General features: G+C 37.4%; 15 protein-coding genes. 7 read left to right on the forward strand and 8 right to left on the reverse strand.

The window, feature by feature from the left end:
• Positions 1–312: 312 nt before the first annotated feature.
• From OQZ33_RS10280 to OQZ33_RS10310, 7 genes are all read right to left on the reverse strand, one after another.
• Positions 313–2,028 (reverse strand): hypothetical protein, encoded by a 1,716-nt coding sequence (locus OQZ33_RS10280; RefSeq protein WP_265798958.1) that lies wholly within the window; start codon positions 2,026–2,028, stop codon positions 313–315.
• Positions 2,029–2,080: 52 nt separating this feature from the next.
• Complete coding sequence (locus tag OQZ33_RS10285) at positions 2,081–3,367, reverse strand: MFS transporter (protein WP_265798959.1); 1,287 nt, start codon at positions 3,365–3,367, stop codon at positions 2,081–2,083.
• Positions 3,357–4,415 (reverse strand): glycoside hydrolase family 130 protein, encoded by a 1,059-nt coding sequence (locus OQZ33_RS10290; protein ID WP_265798960.1) that lies wholly within the window; start codon positions 4,413–4,415, stop codon positions 3,357–3,359. Before OQZ33_RS10290 ends, OQZ33_RS10285 begins: the two co-directional genes overlap by 11 nt.
• A gap of 109 nt (positions 4,416–4,524) precedes the next feature.
• The gene (locus OQZ33_RS10295; RefSeq protein ID WP_265798962.1) at positions 4,525–6,009 is read right to left on the reverse strand and encodes a RagB/SusD family nutrient uptake outer membrane protein; all 1,485 of its coding nucleotides are present in this window, start codon (positions 6,007–6,009) and stop codon (positions 4,525–4,527) included.
• Between the two features lie 20 nt (positions 6,010–6,029).
• Positions 6,030–9,104 (reverse strand): SusC/RagA family TonB-linked outer membrane protein, encoded by a 3,075-nt coding sequence (locus tag OQZ33_RS10300; RefSeq protein WP_265798963.1) that lies wholly within the window; start codon positions 9,102–9,104, stop codon positions 6,030–6,032.
• Between the two features lie 115 nt (positions 9,105–9,219).
• Positions 9,220–13,350, reverse strand: coding sequence for a hybrid sensor histidine kinase/response regulator transcription factor (locus tag OQZ33_RS10305; protein ID WP_265798964.1), 4,131 nt, complete (start codon positions 13,348–13,350; stop codon positions 9,220–9,222).
• Positions 13,351–13,501: 151 nt separating this feature from the next.
• Positions 13,502–13,687 carry a CsbD family protein gene (locus OQZ33_RS10310; RefSeq protein ID WP_056848604.1) on the reverse strand — a complete coding sequence of 62 codons (186 nt, stop codon included), beginning with the start codon at positions 13,685–13,687 and terminating at the stop codon, positions 13,502–13,504.
• A gap of 197 nt (positions 13,688–13,884) precedes the next feature.
• On the opposite strand from OQZ33_RS10310, the gene OQZ33_RS10315 reads away from it, so the two are divergent.
• Positions 13,885–16,977 (forward strand): SusC/RagA family TonB-linked outer membrane protein, encoded by a 3,093-nt coding sequence (locus OQZ33_RS10315; RefSeq protein ID WP_265798965.1) that lies wholly within the window; start codon positions 13,885–13,887, stop codon positions 16,975–16,977.
• Positions 16,978–16,994: 17 nt separating this feature from the next.
• The gene (locus tag OQZ33_RS10320; protein WP_265798966.1) at positions 16,995–18,362 is read left to right on the forward strand and encodes a RagB/SusD family nutrient uptake outer membrane protein; all 1,368 of its coding nucleotides are present in this window, start codon (positions 16,995–16,997) and stop codon (positions 18,360–18,362) included.
• A 70-nt stretch (positions 18,363–18,432) separates the two neighbouring features.
• Here OQZ33_RS10320 and acs read toward each other — a convergent pair whose 3' ends face one another.
• Positions 18,433–20,343: an acetate--CoA ligase gene (gene acs, locus OQZ33_RS10325; RefSeq protein ID WP_265799089.1), complete on the reverse strand. Its 1,911-nt coding sequence runs from the start codon at positions 20,341–20,343 to the stop codon at positions 18,433–18,435.
• Positions 20,344–20,768: 425 nt separating this feature from the next.
• Here acs and OQZ33_RS10330 point away from each other — a divergent pair, with 425 nt between their 5' ends.
• From OQZ33_RS10330 to ftsY, 5 genes are all read left to right on the forward strand, one after another.
• On the forward strand, positions 20,769–21,245 hold the full coding sequence (locus tag OQZ33_RS10330; protein ID WP_265798967.1) for a hypothetical protein: 477 nt from the start codon (positions 20,769–20,771) through the stop codon (positions 21,243–21,245).
• Between the two features lie 96 nt (positions 21,246–21,341).
• Entirely contained in the window at positions 21,342–21,575 is a 234-nt protein-coding gene (rpmB, locus tag OQZ33_RS10335) for a 50S ribosomal protein L28 (RefSeq protein ID WP_010599806.1), read from the forward strand.
• A 44-nt stretch (positions 21,576–21,619) separates the two neighbouring features.
• Positions 21,620–21,802: a 50S ribosomal protein L33 gene (gene rpmG / locus OQZ33_RS10340; RefSeq protein WP_010599807.1), complete on the forward strand. Its 183-nt coding sequence runs from the start codon at positions 21,620–21,622 to the stop codon at positions 21,800–21,802.
• Positions 21,803–21,884: 82 nt separating this feature from the next.
• Complete coding sequence (locus tag OQZ33_RS10345; protein WP_010599808.1) at positions 21,885–22,040, forward strand: DUF4295 domain-containing protein; 156 nt, start codon at positions 21,885–21,887, stop codon at positions 22,038–22,040.
• Positions 22,041–22,122: 82 nt separating this feature from the next.
• Positions 22,123–23,085, forward strand: coding sequence for a signal recognition particle-docking protein FtsY (gene ftsY, locus OQZ33_RS10350; RefSeq protein ID WP_265798970.1), 963 nt, complete (start codon positions 22,123–22,125; stop codon positions 23,083–23,085).
• Positions 23,086–23,173 lie beyond the last annotated feature (88 nt).

Raw genomic sequence — 23,173 nt, forward strand, 5'->3', positions numbered from 1 at the left:
AAAAACCCAAGGTCCTTAAATAATTGAAAGCGTTCTGGTGTAAAAGCCGGAACGCTTTTTTATTGGCCATTTTTATAAAAAAAAGCGAACAGTCTATCTATCAAGAACCACAATAGATTCAAAGTGATATGCGGCTCAATTTGAAAATGACTGTGCAGTAGACTATGGATAAAGCAGTCCCACTATCCGCTGTAGTCCCGCTTGAAAAAATCGGGAGCTGCCGCTTCTATTGGGTTTAATAACATTGTTTTGTGCAAAAAAAAGCACCACCGAAAGGCAGTGCTTCACCAGGAATGAGCGTTATTGAAAACCTTATTTTTTCATATAATCAATTACGACGCCATTTGCCATCAGCTTTTTGTTCGCACTTGCTAATTTACTCCCTGCAGGTGTTTCTACAATTAAAACGGATTGACTGCCAGCAATAGAAATACTACTCTTGGCGGTTACGTTTTTGGCAATAAATTTTTGCGAAACGGCATCATAAAGGTCTACTTTTTTTGTTCCCTTTACTTTGTAAACAATAGCTTTATGTTGGGTATAAGGATTGTAAATCAAATAGGTTGGGTAAGCTTTGTTTTTATAGAAATCAGTAGCTAGAACATCTAATTTTAAAATGGCTTCTACATTTGTTTTTTCTACGATGGCACCAAATATCCCTACGTGGCCGCTTCCATAAACGCTAAATTGAGAAACATCAGGATTTTTGCCTGGCACCCACTTCGGTCCATCGCCTTGCGCCACCGGACCTTTTTTATCCATATAAAGCGTATCGAAAGTAGAAGTTTTGGCAAAACCCTCATAAGCAATTACACCTTTCGTAACTGCTACTTTCTCAGGAATAGTTTGCCTATCGGCAGGCATATATTGCGGATAAAAAAACCGCGATGCATTTACCGCATTCAACATCCATTTTCCAATGGCGTTGGCGTATGCCGGATCATAGCGAACAGTTGGCACCAATGGCCAGGCGGCATCGAATGTGTTCATTAAAAAGCCATAACCACCATGATCTACCGTACTTCCTACCACACCAGAAATATCATAGCCATTCCATTTACCCGTTAAAACGCCCCAGCCTTCGCGGCAAACCGCCGTTCCATCAAACGTCCAACCTAATAATTTCTGAACATCAAAATTTGTTCCTTGTTCAACGTTCATCCTTGCCGCTAAATAGGCTCCAAATGGCATCAGCAATTCGTAAGTTGGATTAATCTTATTGCTTTCCAGTGCTGTCATCGCACTAATAGCACCTTTCAAGTATCTTTTATCCCCAAACTTTTTATAAGCCGAATACAATACCCAGGCATGGCCTGCAGCGGCATCTTGTTGTGCACAAATCTGGTTTTTCATGGGCTTCATTGCTGCATAATCAAAATACGAGTAGTTGTAATCGCCTTTCAGAATAGAATCTGCCTGATAAAATTTCTCAGCAATACTTTTGGCAATCCAGTCGAAATCTTTTTCATTAGGATATTGCTCGTAAACGGCATAAAACAACACATTCGGGTAAACGTCATACCACCAATCTCTACCATAACCGCCACCTAAAAGTGCTACTTCCGGAGCAGTATTGTTCATCATAATATTCCATTTGGTATCGCGGTTAAAGTAGTTTTTCAGCATGGCGGCGTAGTTTACTCCGTTCTGTTTACTTTTATCAATCCCAATTAAGCTGGCACCCATCACCGCACCCATGTTGGCCAAAGCCTCATGAAACATGCCTTTGTTGTTCTTCCCCTGACGAACGTCACCAACAGCGGTATAAATCCCCATCACTGGCTGATCGAAATTTTTGCGGGTGCTATCCATCCAAATCATTGGCCAATATTCGCCTTTGGCATTGAGATCGTAAACGGTTTTATCGAAGTTTTGGGCCATCAATTTCCAATCAATAATTTTTAATGGCTGAGGCAGATTTGCCATCTCTTCTACCCTACTTAACTTAAGCTGTTTTATTTGTGCTTGCGCTACGCCATAACTCAAGGCAAGCGACAATGCGAAAAGAATTTTGAAATTAAATCTCATATTTTCTGTATTTCGGTCGGTGAAAATACCGACTAAGATTGATCAATTTATTTTATATGGGAGCAACCACACCAGGTTCTTCATTACTTAAAATGGGTGCTTCTTCTATATTTTCTATTTTGCCTTGCTTAATAATTCCTTTTGCTACCCAATAAGAGGCTAACTGTAAAATTGCTACAATAATAATGGCATAACGCAGAGCAATTTCAACAGAAAAACAATAAGCCAAGATCAAAAATGTACCCGCTCCTGTTAATCGGCCAATATAAAGACCTGCTTCGTGATTTAAGATATAAGCAAATTCGCTTCTTTTCTCTTTCTTGGTCAAGATATCGATTACACTAAACTGAATTGGAAAATAAGCTAAATCCAGCAATGGTTTGGCCAGTAACAAGAACAGCATAAAAAGAATTACTCCCAGGCTGCTATACAAAACTCCGTTAATTACCGCAGCGATTGCAAAGAGCACCAAGCCCGTCCCAAATATATAAAGACGGTGTTTAGCCGAAGTGTTTCTACCAATGATGTACATCGCTATCGCAGCAATAATGGCACCGATGGATTGCGCTGTGCCTAATGCACCTTCTTTACCAACTAAAAGCATAATTAACATGGCAGGTGCGGTTACCAAAAAGCCTTGAACCAACCCTTTTAAAGTAGCCAAACGCAGTAATTTATACCAATACGGATCGAATTTAAAATAAACAAATTTCTTTTCTGTAGGATTTTGAAAGTTGCCTCTGAAACACATGATGGAAGCCAGTATCGTAATCACGAAAACCATTCCCGTTACAATTTTGTAAGCCAAATGTGCGCCACCAGTTACAGCATTAAATTCGATAAACCAGCCAATAAGTACGGGAATCACCACCGCGATAATGGTGTAGAAAAAGGTTTCTAAACCATAATAATAGTTTCGGTTTTCATCATTGGTAATGGCTAATGCAAGGAAATCTCGGTTGGCCCAATAAAAACCGAACGACATGCCCATAATCAATCCTGCAATACCAATTCCGGTATTATCCAAAGTGGTTAACGACATCATCACCATCATCGAAACTCCACTTAACATCATACCCAGGGAATACAACGTTTTAATAGAAAATTTGCTCAGCAAATAGCCATTCAAGAAAAACGTAATTGGAATACCGGTATAAATGGTCAGTTGATAAATCACAACTTTAACCGGATCGTTGGAACTTCGCATTACATAAGCCGCCACAAAAATATCGATTACGGGAAGTACAATACTGTAAATTAAGTTGGTTAAAGTAAGTACCCTGAAATTGTACGACTGATTTTTGAAGTGCGCAATTTCTGATTTTAGTTTAGTTAGCATGGTTATATTTTAATTGCGATAAAATATCTTGAATAGAAAACCTGGCGCCGCATACAAATTCATCGGCAGCGCCGTAATAAATAGTGAGTTCATCACCATTGATGGTATGGCCGTTTGTAAAAACCACCTGACCGAAAAAGCCACACATTTCATACTCGGCAGTTGGACGCATAATCGGTTCATCCGTTTGTGCCAATACTTTCGAAGGATCGTTCAAATCCATCAAAAAAGCGCCTAAACAATATTGATGTTCGGCATTTGCACCGTGGTAAATTTCCAACCAACCTTTATCAGTTTTAATTGGAGCCGCACCTGCACCAACCCGTTTACTATCCCAATTATTTTTGCGGGTTTTGATGATACATTTATGGTTTCCCCAGTGGATTCCATCAGGAGATTCGGCCAACCAGATGTAGTTACCCCCTAAGTCTACACTGCTAGGGCGATGAAGGGTATAAAATTTACCATTGATTTTTTCTTCGAAAACCGCACAATCCTTATTATGGGGAGGAATAATCATCCCATGTTTTTCAAAGGTTTTCCAATCTTTTGTGGTTCGCATCCCCACACCCACGCCATGTTCGGAAACGGCGGTGAAAGTTAAATAGTAAGTACCATCAATTAATGCTACGCGACAGTCCTCGATACCAAAAGCTTCATCAGGGCCTTCACCTTGTAACAAAGGGTAGCCTTCTGGCTGATAAAAATTAATGCCATCATCGCTACAAACCAAACGCAAATGTGACAGCGTGGTTAAATAATCGGCACCTTTATAATTGATTACCCGAGGATCATCAGCTACCAAATCGGGGTCATTTTCTTTTATTGCAATAATCTCAATACCATCTCCTTTTAAAACCGGAAATGATATAATTCCATTTTTTTGCTCGGGCCTTTCCGCTACGCGAATGAGTAACCAGGTTTTATTTTGGAACGTAAAAACTCCGGGATTAAGCAAACAAGCAATCTCTAATCCTGGTATACTTGGAACTAAATCCTTTGGAGATAAAATAGGGTTCTGCGGAAATCTTTTAGCACTATCTGTCATAATATTTAGGGAATAGTTATCCATTAGCCGATAAAAATCGACTTGAATAGCGTTTGAAAAAATTAATTATTGCCTGCCAAATCAATAACAAACAACAATTAATTAACGGTTAGTAACCTGGGTTTTGTTTTAGTGTACCTGCAGAAGCATCTACTTCAGCCTGTGGTAGCGGATATAGATAATGCTTATCCTGGAAATTTTTTCCTTTACCAGTCATTACCGTTTTAGCTAATTTCCAGCGTTTAAGATCCAACATTCTTTGCGATTCGAAACCCAATTCGACTCTGCGTTCAGAGACTATCCAGTTTTTGATAGTTGCCTTGTCGCTTGAAGCAGCACGATCTGGCAATGTACCTGCTGGAGGCATTACACCTAAAGCACTTACACTTGTTCTTGCTCTTGCCCTAATTTGATTAATAATGGTTACTGCATCAGCATATTGACCCAATTCGTTTTGAGCCTCAGCTTTCCATAGCAATACATCAGCATATCTGATGTAAATTTTGTTGTTGGCAGCATCATCGTTTCCTTTGTTCGATCCATTTGTACTACCTAATAATTTATTTACGTTTTGATTTGGCACATCAACCGTATAAAGTTTTCTTGGATCGTTGGCCTCAAAAGCATTTAGAAAATCGGTACTAGGAGCGAAGAAACCCCAACCTAAAGGCGCACAAATACCATTGCCTTTTAGTGGATTTTGATTTGACTGATGATCGTAAACAAATATATTTTCATTTTCGGCGAACTCTTTCGTTTGATTAAAGCTATCGAAATAATTTGCGTTTAAGCTATAAAAACCTAATCCTTGAAGTTCATTTACACTCGTTACTACATCGGCCCATTTTTCGGTATATAACGCTGATTTAGTCAACAGTGCAATAGCCGACCCTTTATTTGCTCTCCATTTTTCAGTTGCCGAGCTGTATTTTGCATTTGGCAATAAACCTTTTGCTAAATTTAAATCAGCTTTAATTCTATCCCAAACCAGGTTTTTATCTGCTCTAACAGCAACTTCAAATGCTTCCTGGTATGTACTTACTGGTTTCAAAATTAATGGCACATCGCCAAAGTTGGTAACCAATGAGAAGTAGTAATACGATCTTAAGAAATAAGCTTCTCCAAGGAGCTGGTTTTTACGAGCTGTGGTTATTCCCGTAATTGCTTCGATATCGGTTTTAGTTAATAATTCGATGGCGATATTTAATCTTTTTATCCCTTCATAATCATATTTCCATAAACCATTAGGTCCGCCGTTGGTAGATGTAAAGGTAAAATTGTTTACATCATCCATCCAAGGCTGATCACCATCTGGATTCCACTTCTTCTCCATATCATCTGAGGCAATATCCTGCATCACCAAATCGTTTTGAAAAACTAAGCCTCCTGCCCAATCCCATTGTGCCAAAATATTTAAGCGGTTAGATAATAACTGATAGGCAGAGTTAACGGAGTTTTCTACTGTTCCAAGTGTTGGGGTGGTATTTACCTGTTCTAAGGTAGTTAAACCTATCGCTTCGGTAGTAAGTTGCTTTTTGCAACCCGCAAATGTTAATACACTAAACACTGCGCTTATAAATAATATTCTTTTCATAATACTTGTGCAAAAAAGGTTTATAAACTAATTTTTAAACCAACAATAAATGCTTTCGATTGTGGGTAAGTGCCTTGATCAATTAATGAGGTCGACTCTGGGTCTAAACCTGTATAATCTGTTACTGTTAATAAATTCTGCCCTGATGCATACAAACGCACATTTCTAACGCCAATCTTCTTCACATCGAAGGTATAGCCTACTTCGATGTTTTTCAGTCTTAAGTACGATGCATCTTCTACAAATACGCTGGAAACGTTACCGCCACCATTGTTATTGAAGGTTACTCGAGGTAAAGTATTACTCGTACCAGGTCCGTTCCAGCTATCCAAAACCGATGTCATCGAATTAAACGGACGGCTGTCGAAGTTGATAATCTGTTTTAAATCGTTATAGCGATCTACACCTTGCACCCCTTGTAATAAGAATGAGAAATCGAACTTTTTAAATGATGATGAAAAAGCGAATCCGTAAGTTAATTTTGGAACCGGATTTCCGATAAATGTTCTGTCATCAGCATTGATCTGACCATCGCCATTCAAATCTTTAAATTTGATGTCGCCTGGCAAAGCACCATTCGCATTCGAATATAAATAGCTGCTTACTTCTGCTGGTGTTTGATAAATACCATCGAATACTAAACCAAAATATGAATTAATTGGCTGTCCAGTTTCTGTTCTGGTATGTGTTCTATCATCGTTGATGTTTTTTACAAACTCTTGCAGTTTATTAACTCGGTTTGTTAAAGTAGCAATGTTTGCATTCACGTTGTATTTAAAAGCATGTTCCTGGTTTCTAAAATTTAAACCAAACTCAAAACCTTTATTGGTCACTTCGCCTGCGTTCACGTAGGTACGATCGATAACACCTACAGATACCGCTGGCAAACCAACCGTTAATAAGATATCATCCGTTTTTTTTACGAAATAATCTGCAGTAAATGATAGTCTATTTTTAAGCACTCCAAAATCGATACCGAAGTTGGTTTGTGTAGTGGTTTCCCATTTAACATCCGGATTACCGTAACGTACTACATTCACGATGCCTCCAGATTCTGAAACCAAAGTTTGATAAGTGTTATTTGGAATTTCTTGGTTACCAGCCTGGCCCCAGCTTCCTCTCAGTTTTAATTCAGAAATCCATTGCGCATCTTTCATAAACTCCTCGTTGGAGATAATCCATCCGGCAGATGCCGATGGGAAATAGCCCCACTTGTTTGTTGGACCAAAACGGGATGAACCATCAGCCCTTAAAGTGGCCGTAGCAAAATATTTATTATCGAAATTGTAAGTTCCGCTACCGAAAAACGATACCAAATTAAACTCACTTGCTGAACCCGAATTGTAAATATTAGTTAAGCTTCCATAATCCAAATACTGAAAACCTGATGTACTTTTATCAAAATTCTGTCTGCTGCCACCAATTGCAGACGACTTGCTGGAAATATTTTCAGCACCTAGCAAGAAATTCACATTATGCTTTTGAGCAAAGGTTTTTACATAATTTAAGGTGTTTGTAAAAGTAAAGTTCATTACTTCACCTCTGTTTTCATCTAAATTATTAGGCTTATTGTTTCTGCCCTTACCAGGGTAAAGCTCATCAGGATTGTTGTCGTTATCATCTCCATAATTTTGAGCGAAGTTTTTATTATGCGTAAAACTGATATCTACACCTACACTTGACCTGAATGTTAAAGATTTATCGCTTAAGAACGCATATTCGGCATAGAGATTTCCAAAAGTTTGGAAGGTTTTACGCTTATCGTTGGTAAAATTCACGATAGCGATAGGATTTGAACTGAATTCGAAATTTTTATCCCAACCATTATTGTTGCCCGTATAAAAAGGTAAATCGGTGTAGGGATTCGCTGCCGAATAAGTAGGGTCAGTTACACGTTTATATACCCCCAAAACTGGGGGACGCAATAATGCATGGCGGATAACCCCCGGTACATCACCACTTGAAGACAATTTATCCTGCTTAGCAAAGCTTAATTGCAGGTTTGTGCCCACTTTAAAACGATCTGTGATATTGGCATTTACATTTGATCTGAAATTAAAACGTTCGTAACCATCATGATCCTGAACCACAATACCATCTTGTTTGTAATAGCCAGTCGAAATTAAATACTGAACCTGATCGGAGCCGCCATTTACAGAAGCCTGAAGATTTTTCGATTTTCCAGTTTCGAATAATTCCCCTAACCAATCTGTATCGGATAAATCATTCCTGCTTCTGGCAGCCTGATATGGACTTACGGCATTTGCTGCATTGCCTAAAGTATTATGCCATGCCCTGTCTTTTATTGTTAAGTATTGATCGGCGTCAAGCATTTTTGGCAAGTTTGTGGCTTGATGAAAGCCTGCAAAGTACTCTACATTGATGTTTGCCTTTCCTTTACTGCCACTAATAGTCGTAATTACAACCACACCATTAGCCGCACGAGATCCATAAATAGCACCTGCAGCAGCATCTTTTAAAACCGTCATCGATTTTACATCGCTCTGGTTTAGAAAAGAAATGTCGCGGGTAGGTACCCCATCAATTACATAAAGTACATCGTTGTTACCCAAAGTGCCCTCGCCCCTAATTCTAAGTTTTATACCATCACCTGGAGCACCTGTATTTGCAGCTACAAATACACCTGCAACCTGACCTTGAAGTGCCTGAGCAACATCAACAATTCTGGTTTTCTGCAAATCGTTCATATCAACCGTTGCAACTGAACCTGTAATTGCCGCTTTCTTTTGAGAGGTATAGCCAACTACCACTACATCGTTTAATGATTGTGATGAGGGCTTTAAAGAGATGTTCAAACTCCCGCCTGTCGGTGATAAAGTAGTGGCATTGTAGCCTATGTAAGTAAAAGTTAATGTTTGAGCTGAACCCGGCTGAAGGGTTAAAACATATACTCCATTTCCATCGGTAGAAGTTTTGTTTTGTGTGTTGGTTTGCATCACCACAACACCAGGCAAAGGCTGATTAGTTTCATCTGTAACCTTACCTGTTATTTTAGTTTGCGCATAACTTGTAAAACCCGTAACGGCTAAGAACAAGAAAACCAACGATGCATAGATACGTCTGTTTTTTTTCATAAAGATTTATATTTGATTGAGAGCAAATATAGCCTGGAAGCTGTGCAACAATAGTGTACTATAATAACATTTTAGTTCACTATTATTGCAAAAGAGCGTTTTGAAGGCGTTTTGCTTAAAAAATTTCTGTTGGGCTTGTTCCCTCGTGCTGTTTCTGACGGTATTCATTTGGGGCCAGATGATAAATCTTTTTAAACTCCCTAAAGAAGTAAGATTTATTGTTGAAGCCTGTTAAGTAGAAAATTTCGGATACATTTAATTTCGAATTTTGGAGTAAAACCGCAGCATGTTTCAACCTAATTCTTTTGATGAATTCAGAGGGAGTCATCCCGGCTAGAGTTTTTAATTTTCGATACAATTGCATTTTGCTAATGCATAAAATATCTTCCAGTTTCGAGGCATCTAAATCTGGTTCTGCTAAATTATCCTCCACCGCTTTTACCAACGCATTTAGAAATTCTTTATCACCCTGCTCCAAATCAACATCCACAAATTGGTTGTTTATATTTCGGTCTTTAATTAAATGATTCATGCGGTTTCGGTAGTCTAAGAGTTTCCGCACCCGCATTTGTAAATAGTTTACATGGAAAGGCTTTGAAATATAGGCATCAGCCCCTGTTTCATAACCTTCAATTTTGCTTTCTTCCGTACCTTTGGCCGATAACATAATAAAAGGGATGTGGCAGGTTGAAGGTGCTGTTTTAACGTGTTTGCAAAGTTCAAGTCCATCCATGTCCGTCATCATTACGTCGCTAATGATGATATCCGGCGTATTGTTTTTTAGAAATTCCAAGGCCGACCTACCGTTCTCGGCTTCGTAAACAATGTATAAATCTTTCAAGATGTTTCTAATCAAGAATCGCAAGGAAGCATCATCTTCAACAACTAAAATACTCGATGGGGCATAGCCTTTTAAATCATCAATTAGAGCAATTTTATTATTTTCTTCGGCAGTTTCTTCGTTGTAGGGCTTCAGTATCGATTCAAATAAATAAGATGGAGCCGAGGCTACAACCTCATTTTCTTTACCTTCTATAGTTTGCTGAAGTTTAAGTTTGAAGTTGAAATAGATCCAATCGTCTTCTAAATAGACCTGAATGTTCCCGTCCATAATCGAGATTAGTTCTTTTGTGAAGGCTAAGCCAATCCCTGTGCTTTGTTTTTCAAACTGATTGCCACCACCGATGTAGAATTCTTTAAAAATATGCTTTAAATCTGCCTCTTGAAGTTGGCAGCCAGAATTGCCTACAACGATTTCCAAATCCTGGGTTTCGGAATCAAAATTTGCTTTAAAAACAATTTCCTGCTCCTTACCTGAATGTTTAAATGCGTTCGAAAGCAAATTAAAAAGCACTTTTTCAAACTTATCTTTATCTATAAACCCAGCAATTCCTTGTTGAATATCGCGGGCAAATTTTTGTCGGTTTTTTTCTGCAGCAGGCACAAAAAGTTGAGTTAAGCTATTCAGTAACTTGCTAATATCGAAATAATCGTCGCTACGTGTTAAATAGCCAGCTTCAGCTTTTCTAAATTCTAATAATTGCTGCACCAAATAAGTTAAGCGGGCGGTGTGTTGATGCACAATCGAGAGAAAATAATTCTTATCAATTGATTTATCTAGCGTATTACGCTTTTGCATAAAATGCTCTACAGAGCCTAAAATGAGCGTTAAAGGCGTTTGAATTTCGTGTGCAATATTGGTAAAGAAATTAATTCGTTGCAAATGCACTTCTTCATCTTTTTGCCTGAACAGATACTCCCGCTCCAGCTTAAATTTCATTTCCAACCTGTTTTTTCGGTATACATGAAAGGCATATCCACCAATAATTAACAGGAACAGATAAAATGCATAAGCTGGATAGGTAAGCCAGAAATACTGTTTTACATCTAGCCTAAGCGCAACAACGTCCTTGGTCCAGATTCCTTCGCCATTACTCCAACGCACCAACAATTCATATTTACCCGGAGGGATATTGTAGTAGGCGATTTTCCCATCCGTACCGGTATAACGCCAGTTTTGATCAAGGCCTTGAAGTTTATAGGCGAACTCATTTTTGGATGCACTAAAATAGTTGAGCGCATTGAAAGAAAATTGGAAAAAATTGCTTCTACGCTCCAACTCGAATGTTGGAGCGCTTTTCTGTGTACCCTTAACAATAAGGTACTGATTATTCTGGAATTCCTTTCCACCAAGTTGCAAATCGGAAATCAACAAGTTGGGCTGTTTGGTATTTTCGACAATATTTTTAGGCAAGAAATAATTAAATCCATAAATCCCCCCAAAAAGCAGGTTATTATTTGCTGTTTTAAAAGCTGCGCCATCACTAAACTCATTGCTTTGTAAACCATCGCTTTCCTGATAGTTGGCTATGCTGTTGTTGGCTGGATTTATTTTTGCCAAACCTTTATTGGTACTTAGCCAAATATTTCCCATCACATCTTCCTGAATGGCATGTATCGTGTTATTTGGTAATCCTTTATCAGTTGTTATTTTTATAAATTTCGGTTTATCCTTTAAAGATTCTTCGTATGACAAGTAATTTAGACCATAACTGGTACCAATCCATAGCCGGTTTTTACTATCATAAAACAGTGATAAAACGTCACTATGCGATAAGCTACCTTCGTAGCCGAAAGCCTTATAAGTTTTAAACTTTCCGGTTTTTGTGTTTAATACGCTTAATCCCCCGTATCTACAAGCAATCCACAAACGATTATCCTTTCCTTGAGCCAAGGCATAAATAATATCATTTACGGGTCCATTTTTTTCCACTGATGAAGACGAGTATTGCTTAAAATGCTGAATGGAAATCGATTGATCCGGATTTCGAACAAGCTTGAGGTGAACCAAACCATAACCACTGGTTCCCATCCAAATAGAACCATCAGGATCTTGAATAATAGCATAAACCGACTTAAACTCAGGAAGCTTGTTAGTATTGCGAATATCTTTCCAATTGAATAGTTTATTCAACTTTAAATCAAACACAGAAAGTCCTTTACCATCGGTACCTATATAAATAAATTGGTTTGCGCCTTTTTGAATTGCAAAAACGGAGTTGTTTTCTAACCCGGAGCTCACATCAATTTTTTTCGGCTTGGTAGTTGCCCTATTCTCCGACCAAAAATTGTTAAAAATAAAAACACCGTTTCCTTTGGTCCCTACCCATAAATTTCCACCTTCTTCTGCAAAAGCTCTTATAGGTTTATTGATATTGGTGCCGTTTACTTTGGTTAATAAGCCGAAAAAATTTTCTTTTGGGTAAATCTGAACCAAACCGTTTCCGTCTGTACCTAACCATAATATCTGATCAGCACCTACATTTAAAGCAGTTATTTTAAGGTTTTCGACGGCAGCAACTTCATTTTTTAGAAAACTCGATGCTTTAAAGTCTGAATCAAAAACACTCAAGCCTTGGTTTTCCCATGCAACTATATAATGAGATTTATAAAACGAAACTGCTTTGATCTTTTTTTTTGGCCAGTCAATGGGCACTTCAGCAAAGTTTTGATCGACTAGAAATTGGCTTTCGGTAGTAGTTGTGAAAATAATTTTACCATTGATGACAAAGAAATTGCTTATTCCCTTAGGATCGGTGAACTTTTTTTCAATTTGTAAAGTCTTCTGCCCAACTTTGGCCAACTTAAGTTCTCCAGATTTATTAAGATAACAAAGTTGATTGCCCACAAAATTCATTTTAACAATGACTTCATGGCTCTTGAATTGTTGAAAGGCTATGAATTGGTCTTTTTCAAAATCGTATCTGCTTAAAACTCCATTTGCTGAAAAACAAAAAACCATCCCATCATTGCTTATAATAAGGTCGTATTCATTCTCCCGTATTTTTTGTGGTGAAGTATTTTTATAAAAATAACGGCTAAACTTCCCTGAAACTTTATTGTAGCGAGAAATACCACCGATGGTATTTATCCAGATATTATTTTTTTGATCTTCTTTAATGGATAAAATTACATTGCTCCCTATGCTGTTCTCTATTTTATCAATATTATGGTTGTATACAGTAAAATTAGCTCCGTCATACCGGTTTAAACCATCCCAGGTGCCAATCCATAAAAGCTGGTCTTTATCTTGAAATATTGAATTAATTGAGCTGTTTGATAATCCATTTCGATTATCGAGCTGGCGATAATAGAAAGAAACTTTCGGCTTCACATCTTCCGCATAAATATGCTCTAACGAGATAAATCCCATCAAAAACAAAAAGACAACAAACGCTTTACTCATAGTAGGCTTGCAATTAAAAACTTGTTGGTTGGCTATAAACTTGGGATGATTAAAACTACTTAAAAAAATTGAATTAGCCGGACAGAAATATGCTTAAACGAAAACAGGCGGTCAAATTTGACCGCCTGTTTTTCATCATCATAACAAATGATTATAAGGAATTAATCCACTTTACCAGTTCGTCTCTTCCTTTACCTGTTTTTTGCTGAAGTCTCCCTAATAACTCATCATCTTGCCCCTCATCGTGCTTCAGATCATCATCAGTTAAATCGGCATAAGCTTGTTTAACTTTTCCTTTTATTTCGTTCCACTTTCCTTTAATTTCTAACTTATCCATTTCGAGTTTTTTTTTAAGTAAATCAAATTTTAATCTATTTTATCAACAACCATCTCCAATTTTTGTTTCGAAATGCGCTTTTGAAACGATATTAAATGTTAAAACCAATCATTCTTAAATGTTTTAAATAAAAATTTTGTTACATTGATTTATCATTCCTCTAACTATAAACCATTATTAACTAAAACTAAAATTTGATGAAAAAACTACTATTAAGTATGATTTTATCTTTCGGTTTGATTTCGCTTGCTTTCGCACAAGATAAAGTCATAACCGGGAAAGTTACCTCTAACAGTTCAGGGCCTTTACCTGGTGTTAGTGTGTACGTAAAAGGAGCCGCTTCAAATGGTACTCAAACCGATGCAACTGGTTCATACAAACTAAGCGTACCGGCAAACGCAAAAACGTTGGTTTTCACTTTTATCGGATTTAAAACCAAGGAAATAGCTATAACAGGCAGTACAGTCAATGCCAGTTTAGACGAAGAAAATACCACCTTATCTGATGTAGTGGTAGTGGGTTACGGTACGCAGAATAAACGTGATGTGACGGGGTCGGTAGCTTCAGTTAAGTCAAAAGATTTGGAGAACCTTCCAGTTACCAGCTTCGAACAAGCACTACAAGGCAAAGCAGCTGGTGTACAGATATCAGCTCAAAATGGAAAGCTTGGACAAGGAATTACCGTTAGGGTTCGTGGAGCAGCATCGGTTACCGCTGGTAGTGAACCTCTTTATATTGTTGATGGAATCCCGATAACTTCGGGAGATTTCTCGAGCACAACGGCTCCGACAAGTGCATTGGCCGATTTAAACACGAATGATATCGAATCTATAGAGGTTTTGAAAGATGCATCAGCTTCTGCAATTTATGGAGCAAGAGCATCGAATGGCGTGGTAATAATCACAACCAAACAAGGTAAAGTAGGTAAAACACTTATTCAATTTAATGCTTTGGGTGGAATTAGTACACCATCTAATCATAGAGAATTTATGAATGCTGAACAATATGTTCAGATTTTAAGAAGAGCAGGCGCTGGTGCTGCAAATCAGGATTTTCTTAATGGAGATTATGCCACGCTACAAGAGGCGCTTGATGACTATACTTCAATTATTGAGGGAAGGCTAACCCGCTATTCAGCAGGAAATACCGACTACCAGACTTATAAGGTAAACACAAATTGGGAACGAGAATCATTCCAAAAGAATCCCGTTACACAACAGTATGATTTAAACTTAACTGGAGGTAACGAAAAAACTAAGTTTTATATAGGCGGCCAAGCATTAGATCAGCAAGGTATCATTGTTGGTAATAGCTACAAGCGCTATAGCGGAAGATTAAACCTAACCAATAAGGTTACAGATTTTTTAGAGGTTGGTGTGAATTTGAATTTTTCGAACAGTATAAATAATCGTTTATCAAATGATAATGCATTCTCTAGCCCTTTACAATCAGTAGCCCTATCGCCAATTACGCCTTTCATCGATCCAAGATCAGGGTTAATTAGCGGGACTTTACCAGGTGCTGCTTCGAACTACCCTGTTTATTACAACCCTTTTATCGGAATTGAAAATGCAGCCTATAAAGCAACTGTTTACCGCACAATTGGCAAAGCATTTGCAAATGTTAACATTGCGAAAGGCTTAAAATTCAGCACAGATTTCTCGATTGATAACTTGAACCAAAACGAAGAGAGCTACTATGGTTCCTTAACTTTTAGAAATACTGGAACAGCTAATGGGGATGGACAAAACATCTCAACATTCGTTATCAATGCTAATACAAACAACTTTTTTAGCTATAATACCACCTTCGGTAAAAGTGCATTTGATGCCATCTTAGGAACAAGCTATCAAAAATCTACTTCGAAATACAGCACACTAGAAGGTCAAGATTTTCCGAGTGATGCATACATCAAATTAGGATCAGCTGCTACTAAGGTAATAGCAACAAGTAATGAAAGTGCCTTTAGCTTTTTGTCTTATTTTTTTAGAGCAAATTACAAATACAACGATCGTTACTTGGTAGGTTTTAGTGTAAGAGCAGATGGTTCATCTAGGTTTGGAGAAAATCATAGGTATGGTTATTTCCCTGCAGGATCAGTTGCCTGGATTGCATCAGAAGAAGATTTCTTAAAAAGTAGCGAAACCATTAGCTTACTGAAACTAAGAGCGAGTTATGGTTTAACCGGTAATGCAGAAATTGGGAATTACTCTGCAAGAGGTTTATTTAGTGGTACAGGTGCTTATGGTGGTGTTGCAGGTCAAATTCCTTCTAGAATTGCCAATCCAGATTTAACATGGGAAAAAACCAAACAGCTTGATATAGGATTAGATTTTGGAATCTTAAAAAATAGAATAACGGGAACCTTTGATTTTTACCAAAAAAATACAACGGATTTATTATTGGATGTTCCTATTCCCCAAACAACTGGTTTTTCTACAAAAACACAAAATTTAGGTAAGTTAAAAAATACTGGTTTCGAGTTGGGAATTAACTCAGAAAATTTTGTGGGTGAGTTTAAATGGTCGACAGCAATTACAGCTGCAATAAACAATAATAAAATTACCGATTTAGGTGGTCAGGTATTAAACAGCAATGAAATAAACGCTGCAATTGCAGGGCAACCAATTGGTGTTTTTTACTTGCCAGAATATGCGGGAGTTGATCCATCTAACGGTGATGCTTTGTATTATAAAAACACAACCGATGCTTCTGGTAATGTGAACAGAGAAACTACAACCGACATAAATGAAGCTCAACGCATTTTTGCTGGGAATCCAAATCCTAAATATACTTTTGGCATCAATAATACATTTTCTTATAAAAACTTTGATTTAGGAATATTCTTTCAAGGAGTAGCTGGTAATAAAATCTTTAATGCAGGTGGTCAATATATGAGTGCAAACGGATCAAATGGATACGATAATCAAACTGCAGATCAAGCATCATACTGGGATAAACCTGGAGATCTTACTTCCGTTCCGGAACCAAGGTTATTTTATGGGAATGGTGTTGGAAATTCAACCAGATATATTTCAAGTGGTAATTTTATCCGTTTAAAAACCTTAACGCTGGGTTACACTTTTCCAACTTCAGTACTGACTAAAATCAAATTAAGTAAGTTAAGATTATATGCTACTGCACAAAACTTGGCAACTATAACAGGCTACAAGGGTTGGGATCCAGAGGTAAATGCTGATTATCAATCAACCAACATCAACCAGGGTGTCGATTTCTATTCAGCACCTCAGCCTCGCGTAATTTCATTCGGTATCAATATTGGCTTATAATTAAACGACGAATAGACATGAAAAAGACATATATATATAAATTGATAATGGCATCGATGTTACTATCGGTAACATCATCTTGTAAAAAAGCACTTGAAATTTCCCCTGTAGATACAATTGAGCAAAGTAAAGCGCTACTTACTTCTAAGGATGTAGAAGTTGCTTTAGTTGGAGCTTATTCTGAATTGGGAAGCAGAAATCTTTATGGTGGGAGGCCCTTTTTGATGGCCGATTTTCTAGCGAACACGAATGCTATCGAGTGGTATGGAACCTATGAAGAGCTTACACAAACCATAAATAAATCAATATTAAAAACAAATACTTTCGTAAATAACGTTTGGGCAGCGGGTTATACAGCTATAAACGATGCAAATAATGTATTGTCTGCGATAAGCAAAGTTGATGCGGCGAAAAAAAATAAAGTAGAAGGTGAAGCGAAATTTATAAGAGGGGCTGTTTATTTTGATTTAGTGAGGCTATATGGAAAAGCATATAATGATGGATCTCCTGCGACAAATTTAGGCGTACCAATAGTGCTTACGCCAACAACAGCAGTCACAGATGAAAGCTATGTAACAAGAGCTACGGTTGCGGCAGTTTATGCACAAGCAATTGCTGATTTAACAGACGCTGAAGCAAAATTACCAGCAACAAATGGATTTTTTGCTACAAAATCATCTGCAGCCGGAATGCTTGCAAGACTATATTTACAGATGGGAAATTATGCTGCTGCTGGCGCTGCTGCAAACAGAGTTATTACTTCTGGAAACTACTCATTAACATCATCATACACTGCAGCTTTCCCTACAATGGGATCAAGCCCAGGCTTAAATACAACTGAAGATGTATTTTCTATTCAGGTTACGACCCTAACCGGATTTAATGGATATAATGAGTTTTATGGATCGTCGACCTACGGCGGTCGTGGAGATGCAGTTATTTCCCAAAGCTGGATTGATGTTAACTATGTAGGCGCAGATGATAGGGTGAATGCTTTCTACGATGATGGCGATATGTTCACTTCAAAATATGCAAATCCTTATGGTAATGTTTCTATTATCAGGTTAGCTGAGATGTACTTAATTAGAGCGGAATGTAATGTGCGTTTGGCTCCAGCGGCACCCATTGGCGGGCGCACACCTCTTCAAGATCTATCTGTTGTAAGAGGAAGAGCGGGATTAACGACAACAAGTGCAACATTAGCAAATATTTTAAATGAACGTAAGCTAGAATTAGCCTTCGAAGGCTTTGCATTACACGACGCCAAAAGAACGCAAACCAATATTGGGTCGATTGCTTGGAATGCAAACAATTTAGTTTTTCCGATTCCTCAAATAGAAATGGATGCAAACAAAAATCTGGTTCAAAATCCAGGATATAACTAATTTAAGAATAAACACTAAAAAAAATGCCGATCAAATGATCGGTATTTTTTGTTACTTTGAATGTTTAAATCTATTTCAGCGCTTTAGAAGCCGCTATAATTTCTTCTACCACGCCTGGATCCAACAAAGTTGAAGTATCGCCTAAATTAGCGGTATCACCCTCAGCAATTTTTCTTAAAATTCTACGCATAATTTTACCCGAACGTGTTTTTGGCAAGCCAAACACGAAAAGGATTTTATCTGGTTTGGCAATAGCACCAATTACCCGGGTAACCGTTTGCAAAATATCTTTTTTAGTCAGTTCTGCTTCACCATGCATTTCCGGATTAATTACGAAAGCATAAATTCCTTGTCCTTTTACATCATGCGGATAGCCTACCACTGCACTTTCAACCACGCCAGCATGCATATTGATGGCGTTTTCTACTTCCGCAGTACCAATTCTATGACCAGAAACATTCAAAACATCATCAACCCTACCAGTGATTCTATAGTATCCATCCTCATCGCGTAAGCAGCCATCTCCAGTAAAATATAAATTCTCATAAGTGGAAAAATAGGTTTGCTTGCATCTCTCATGATCGCCATAGGTGGTACGTAACATTCCAGGCCATGGAAACTTAATACAAAGATTTCCACTTACGCCATTGCCTTCAATTTCTTTACCATTTTCATCTACCAAAATAGGCTGAATACCTGGCAGAGGCAAAGTGGCGTAACTTGGTTTTGTCGGCGTTACCGTGGCGATTGGCGAGATCATAATTCCTCCGGTTTCGGTTTGCCACCAGGTATCAACAATTGGTGCTTTACCATGTCCAATTTTTTCGTCAAACCAATGCCAGGCCTCTTCGTTTATAGGTTCTCCTACAGAGCCGAGCACACGAATAGAACTTAAATCTTTTCCTTGTAACGGTTCCTCGCCAAAGCTCATTAATGAACGTATAGCAGTTGGTGCGGTGTATAATGTATTTACTTTATGTTTTTCTACAATATCCCAAAAGCGAGAAGCATTAGGGTAAGTTGGAATCCCTTCAAATAATACAGATGTTGCCCCTTGAGAAAGCGGTCCGTAAACGATGTACGAGTGCCCTGTAATCCAACCGATATCAGCGGTACAGAAATAAACTTCTCCTGGTTGATAATTGAATACATTTGTGAAGGTATAACCAGCATAAACCATGTATCCGCCGCAAGTATGTACCACGCCTTTTGGTTTACCTGTAGAGCCCGAAGTGTACAAAATGAACAACATATCTTCTGCATCCATCTCTTCGGCTTCGCAGATATCATTAACATGTTTAACTTCATCCTCCCACCATACATCTCTACCTTTCAACATGGAAACAGGCGTACGCACATGCGTAAGCACAATACATTTTTCTACGGTAGGGCAGCCGATGAGCGCATCGTCAATTACATCTTTCAACGGAATTTGTTTATTTCCACGATACGCACCATCTGCAGTAATTACCAATTTACATTGCGAATCGTTAATCCGATCGGCAATGGATTTAGCAGAGAAACCACCAAAAATTACCGAGTGAACGGCTCCTATTCTGGCACAGGCCAGCACTGCAATTGCCAACTCAGGAACCATGGGCATATAAATGCAAATCCGGTCGCCTTTTTTTGCTCCATTACGTTTTAAAACATTGGCAAAACGGCAAACCCGTTCGTGCAACATCTTATACGTTAGGGTAACACTTTCTTCTTCAGGATTATTGGGCTCCCAAATGATGGCAGGTTTATCACCGTTCTTTTCTAAGTGACGATCAAGGCAGTTTTCGGTGATGTTTAGTTTGGCACCTTCAAACCATTTAATGTCAGGCTCGTTAAAATTCCATGATAAAACTTTAAACCAAGGTTTTCTCCACTGAAAGTTCTGTGCAACCTCGCCCCAAAATTGTTCAGGGTTTTCGATACTTTTTTTATAATCTTCTTCGTATTGATTAAAAGATGTAATTTGCATGGTACTTGTTATATATTTGGGATTACTAGCGGCTAATTTAAATAAATAATGACGAAATTAATATTCAAATTGCATCAAAAAAAATAGGCTCAAATACCCATTAATTTGTTTTCTGCGTTTATTATTCTATTTTTATGATATGAAAATTTGTTAATTAATTCACCACTTCACCTTCTTTGTTTAAAAAGCAAAAATTTTTTAAATTAGTATCCAAGATCGATAGGCTAAGAAAACAGCTCTGTTTTAGTTTTCAATCATTACAAATCCGAAGATTATTTTAATACGGTAAGCTTCAAATTTTGAAGTTTCAATAATCTGGCGAGACAAACATTTATATTGATTTGAATAAGATATATTTTATCTTTTTGATGGCTCATTCAGAAATTAAGCCTGGCAAATTGATACAAAAATTATAAATTACTACTTATTTTAAAATTATGAAAAAACTGACTTTATTAATTGCCCTTCTTCTAATGTTCACTGGCTTCCACGTTTATTCCTCTGTCAAAACAACAATTGACAGAGATTCTAATTTCGTAGTTTTTAATAAATCTAAAAACATAGAGGAAGTGAAAATTAGAAAATCTAAAAAAAGTGGTGCCGTATTGTATATAACCGTCGGGGTACCACAAAAAACTGCGTCTAACAACAATGTTACTGCAATCGGAATAAGTGGCAAATCAGAATCTGAAGAATTAAGGAATAAAAAAGGTCCAATTTTCGATCACATTGAAGTTTTAAATGGCGGCTACGATGACATTAAGGTTGATAAATTAAATTCAAGTCAAAACGTTTATACAATTGAAAAAGTAAATTTTCCTCTTAGATTGAAGGTTAAGTCAGGTAACGAGCAAGTAGAATTTGAACTGAAAGAAGTTGGTAAGTGGAATGTAGAGATAAATTACAAAAAATAATTACACCCCCTCTTGTTGTTTACAATTATTATTCAGATATTTGCACACTCTTAAAAAAATTAAGCGACGATATTTTAACAACTATATTTACAAGTCATGTCAAGAGTTTGTGATTTAACAGGAAAAATGGCAATGAAAGGTAATAACGTATCACACTCGAACGTTAAAACCAAACGCAAATTTTATCCTAATTTGAAACTTCAGAAATTTTATATCCCTGAAGAAGACCGTTGGATTACGTTGAAAGTTTCTACTTCAGCGATTAAGACCATCAATAAAGTGGGTATTAGCGAAGCAATTAACCGTTTCGTAAAAAAAGGATTTTTGTAAAAAACTTTAACTGTTGAGATTAACAGTTTACAATTAATATTAAAATGGCAAAAAAAGGTAACAGAGTTCAGGTTATTTTAGAATGTACTGAGCACAAAGAAAGTGGCATGCCAGGTATGTCTAGATATATTTCTACGAAAAACCGTAAAAACACTACTGAGCGTTTAGAATTGAAAAAATTCAACCCGGTATTGAGAAAAGTAACCGTACACAAAGAAATTAAATAAGATTGGTGATTTATAATAGAAGGTTAGGGTGAGGAACCCCCATTCTATCAATCTATCATTCAATCATTAAAATTATAAAAACATGGCAAAGAAAGTAGTTGCAACCCTTAAAACAGGTACAGGTAAAGAATATTCGAAAGTGATCACAATGGTTAAATCACCAAAAACTGGTGCTTACTCATTCAAAGAACTTATCGTTCATAACGACCACGTAAAAGATGCTATTGCATCTAAATAAGGTTAATATTTTTTAATCAGAAAATATTAAAGGCCGTTCCGTTTTAACCGGGAGGGCTTTTTTTGTTATAGCAAATTTAGATATGGGCTTATTTGATTTTTTCAAAAAGAAAGAAACTGCTCCAGAGGCTCAAGAGGCGTTGGATAAAGGTTTAGAAAAAACTAAAGATGGTTTCTTTAATAAAATTACCAAAGCTGTTGCCGGAAAATCAACAGTTGATGACGAAGTACTCGATAATCTCGAAGAAGTTTTGGTTACTTCTGATGTTGGAGTAAGCACCACGTTAAAAATCATCAAACGGATTGAAGAACGCGTTTCTAAAGACAAATACCTTAATACGTCTGAATTAAATTTCATTTTAAGAGATGAAATTCAGCTACTACTTTCTGAAAATAACAGCAACGATTTCCGTCAATTTGAATATGGCGATCACAAACCCTATGTAATTATGGTGGTTGGTGTAAATGGCGTTGGTAAAACAACTACTATAGGCAAACTGGCGCATAAATTAAAAGAATCTGGTTTAAAGGTTGTTTTGGGTGCTGCAGATACTTTCAGAGCTGCTGCTGTAGATCAAATTAAACTTTGGGGTGAACGTGTCGGGGTAAGAGTTGTTGCCCAACCGATGGGATCTGATCCTGCCTCTGTTGCTTTTGATACGTTACAATCGGCTGTTGCCAATGGCGAAGATGTAGTAATTATTGATACTGCCGGACGTTTACACAATAAAGTTGGCTTAATGAATGAGTTGGGCAAAATTAAGCAGGTGATGCAAAAGGTTGTTCCAGGTGCGCCACATGAAATTTTGCTTGTATTAGATGCTTCAACCGGGCAAAATGCTTTTGAGCAATGCAAACAATTTACTGAAGCCACAGATGTAAATGCTTTGGCCATCACAAAATTAGATGGAACAGCCAAAGGTGGTGTTGTAATTGGCATTTCCGACCAGTTTAAAATTCCAGTAAAATATATTGGCGTAGGAGAAAAGATAGGCGATTTGCAGCTTTTTGATAAGAAAGAGTTTGTGAATAGTTTGTTTAAATAAGAAAGAAAATCGTCATTGCGAGGTACGAAGCAATGACGGACGATGACAAAATACCGGTTCTTAATCAAACCAGTATTGATTGGTTCTA

Source organism: Pedobacter sp. MC2016-05 (assembly GCF_026239735.1).
Classification (GTDB): domain Bacteria; phylum Bacteroidota; class Bacteroidia; order Sphingobacteriales; family Sphingobacteriaceae; genus Pedobacter.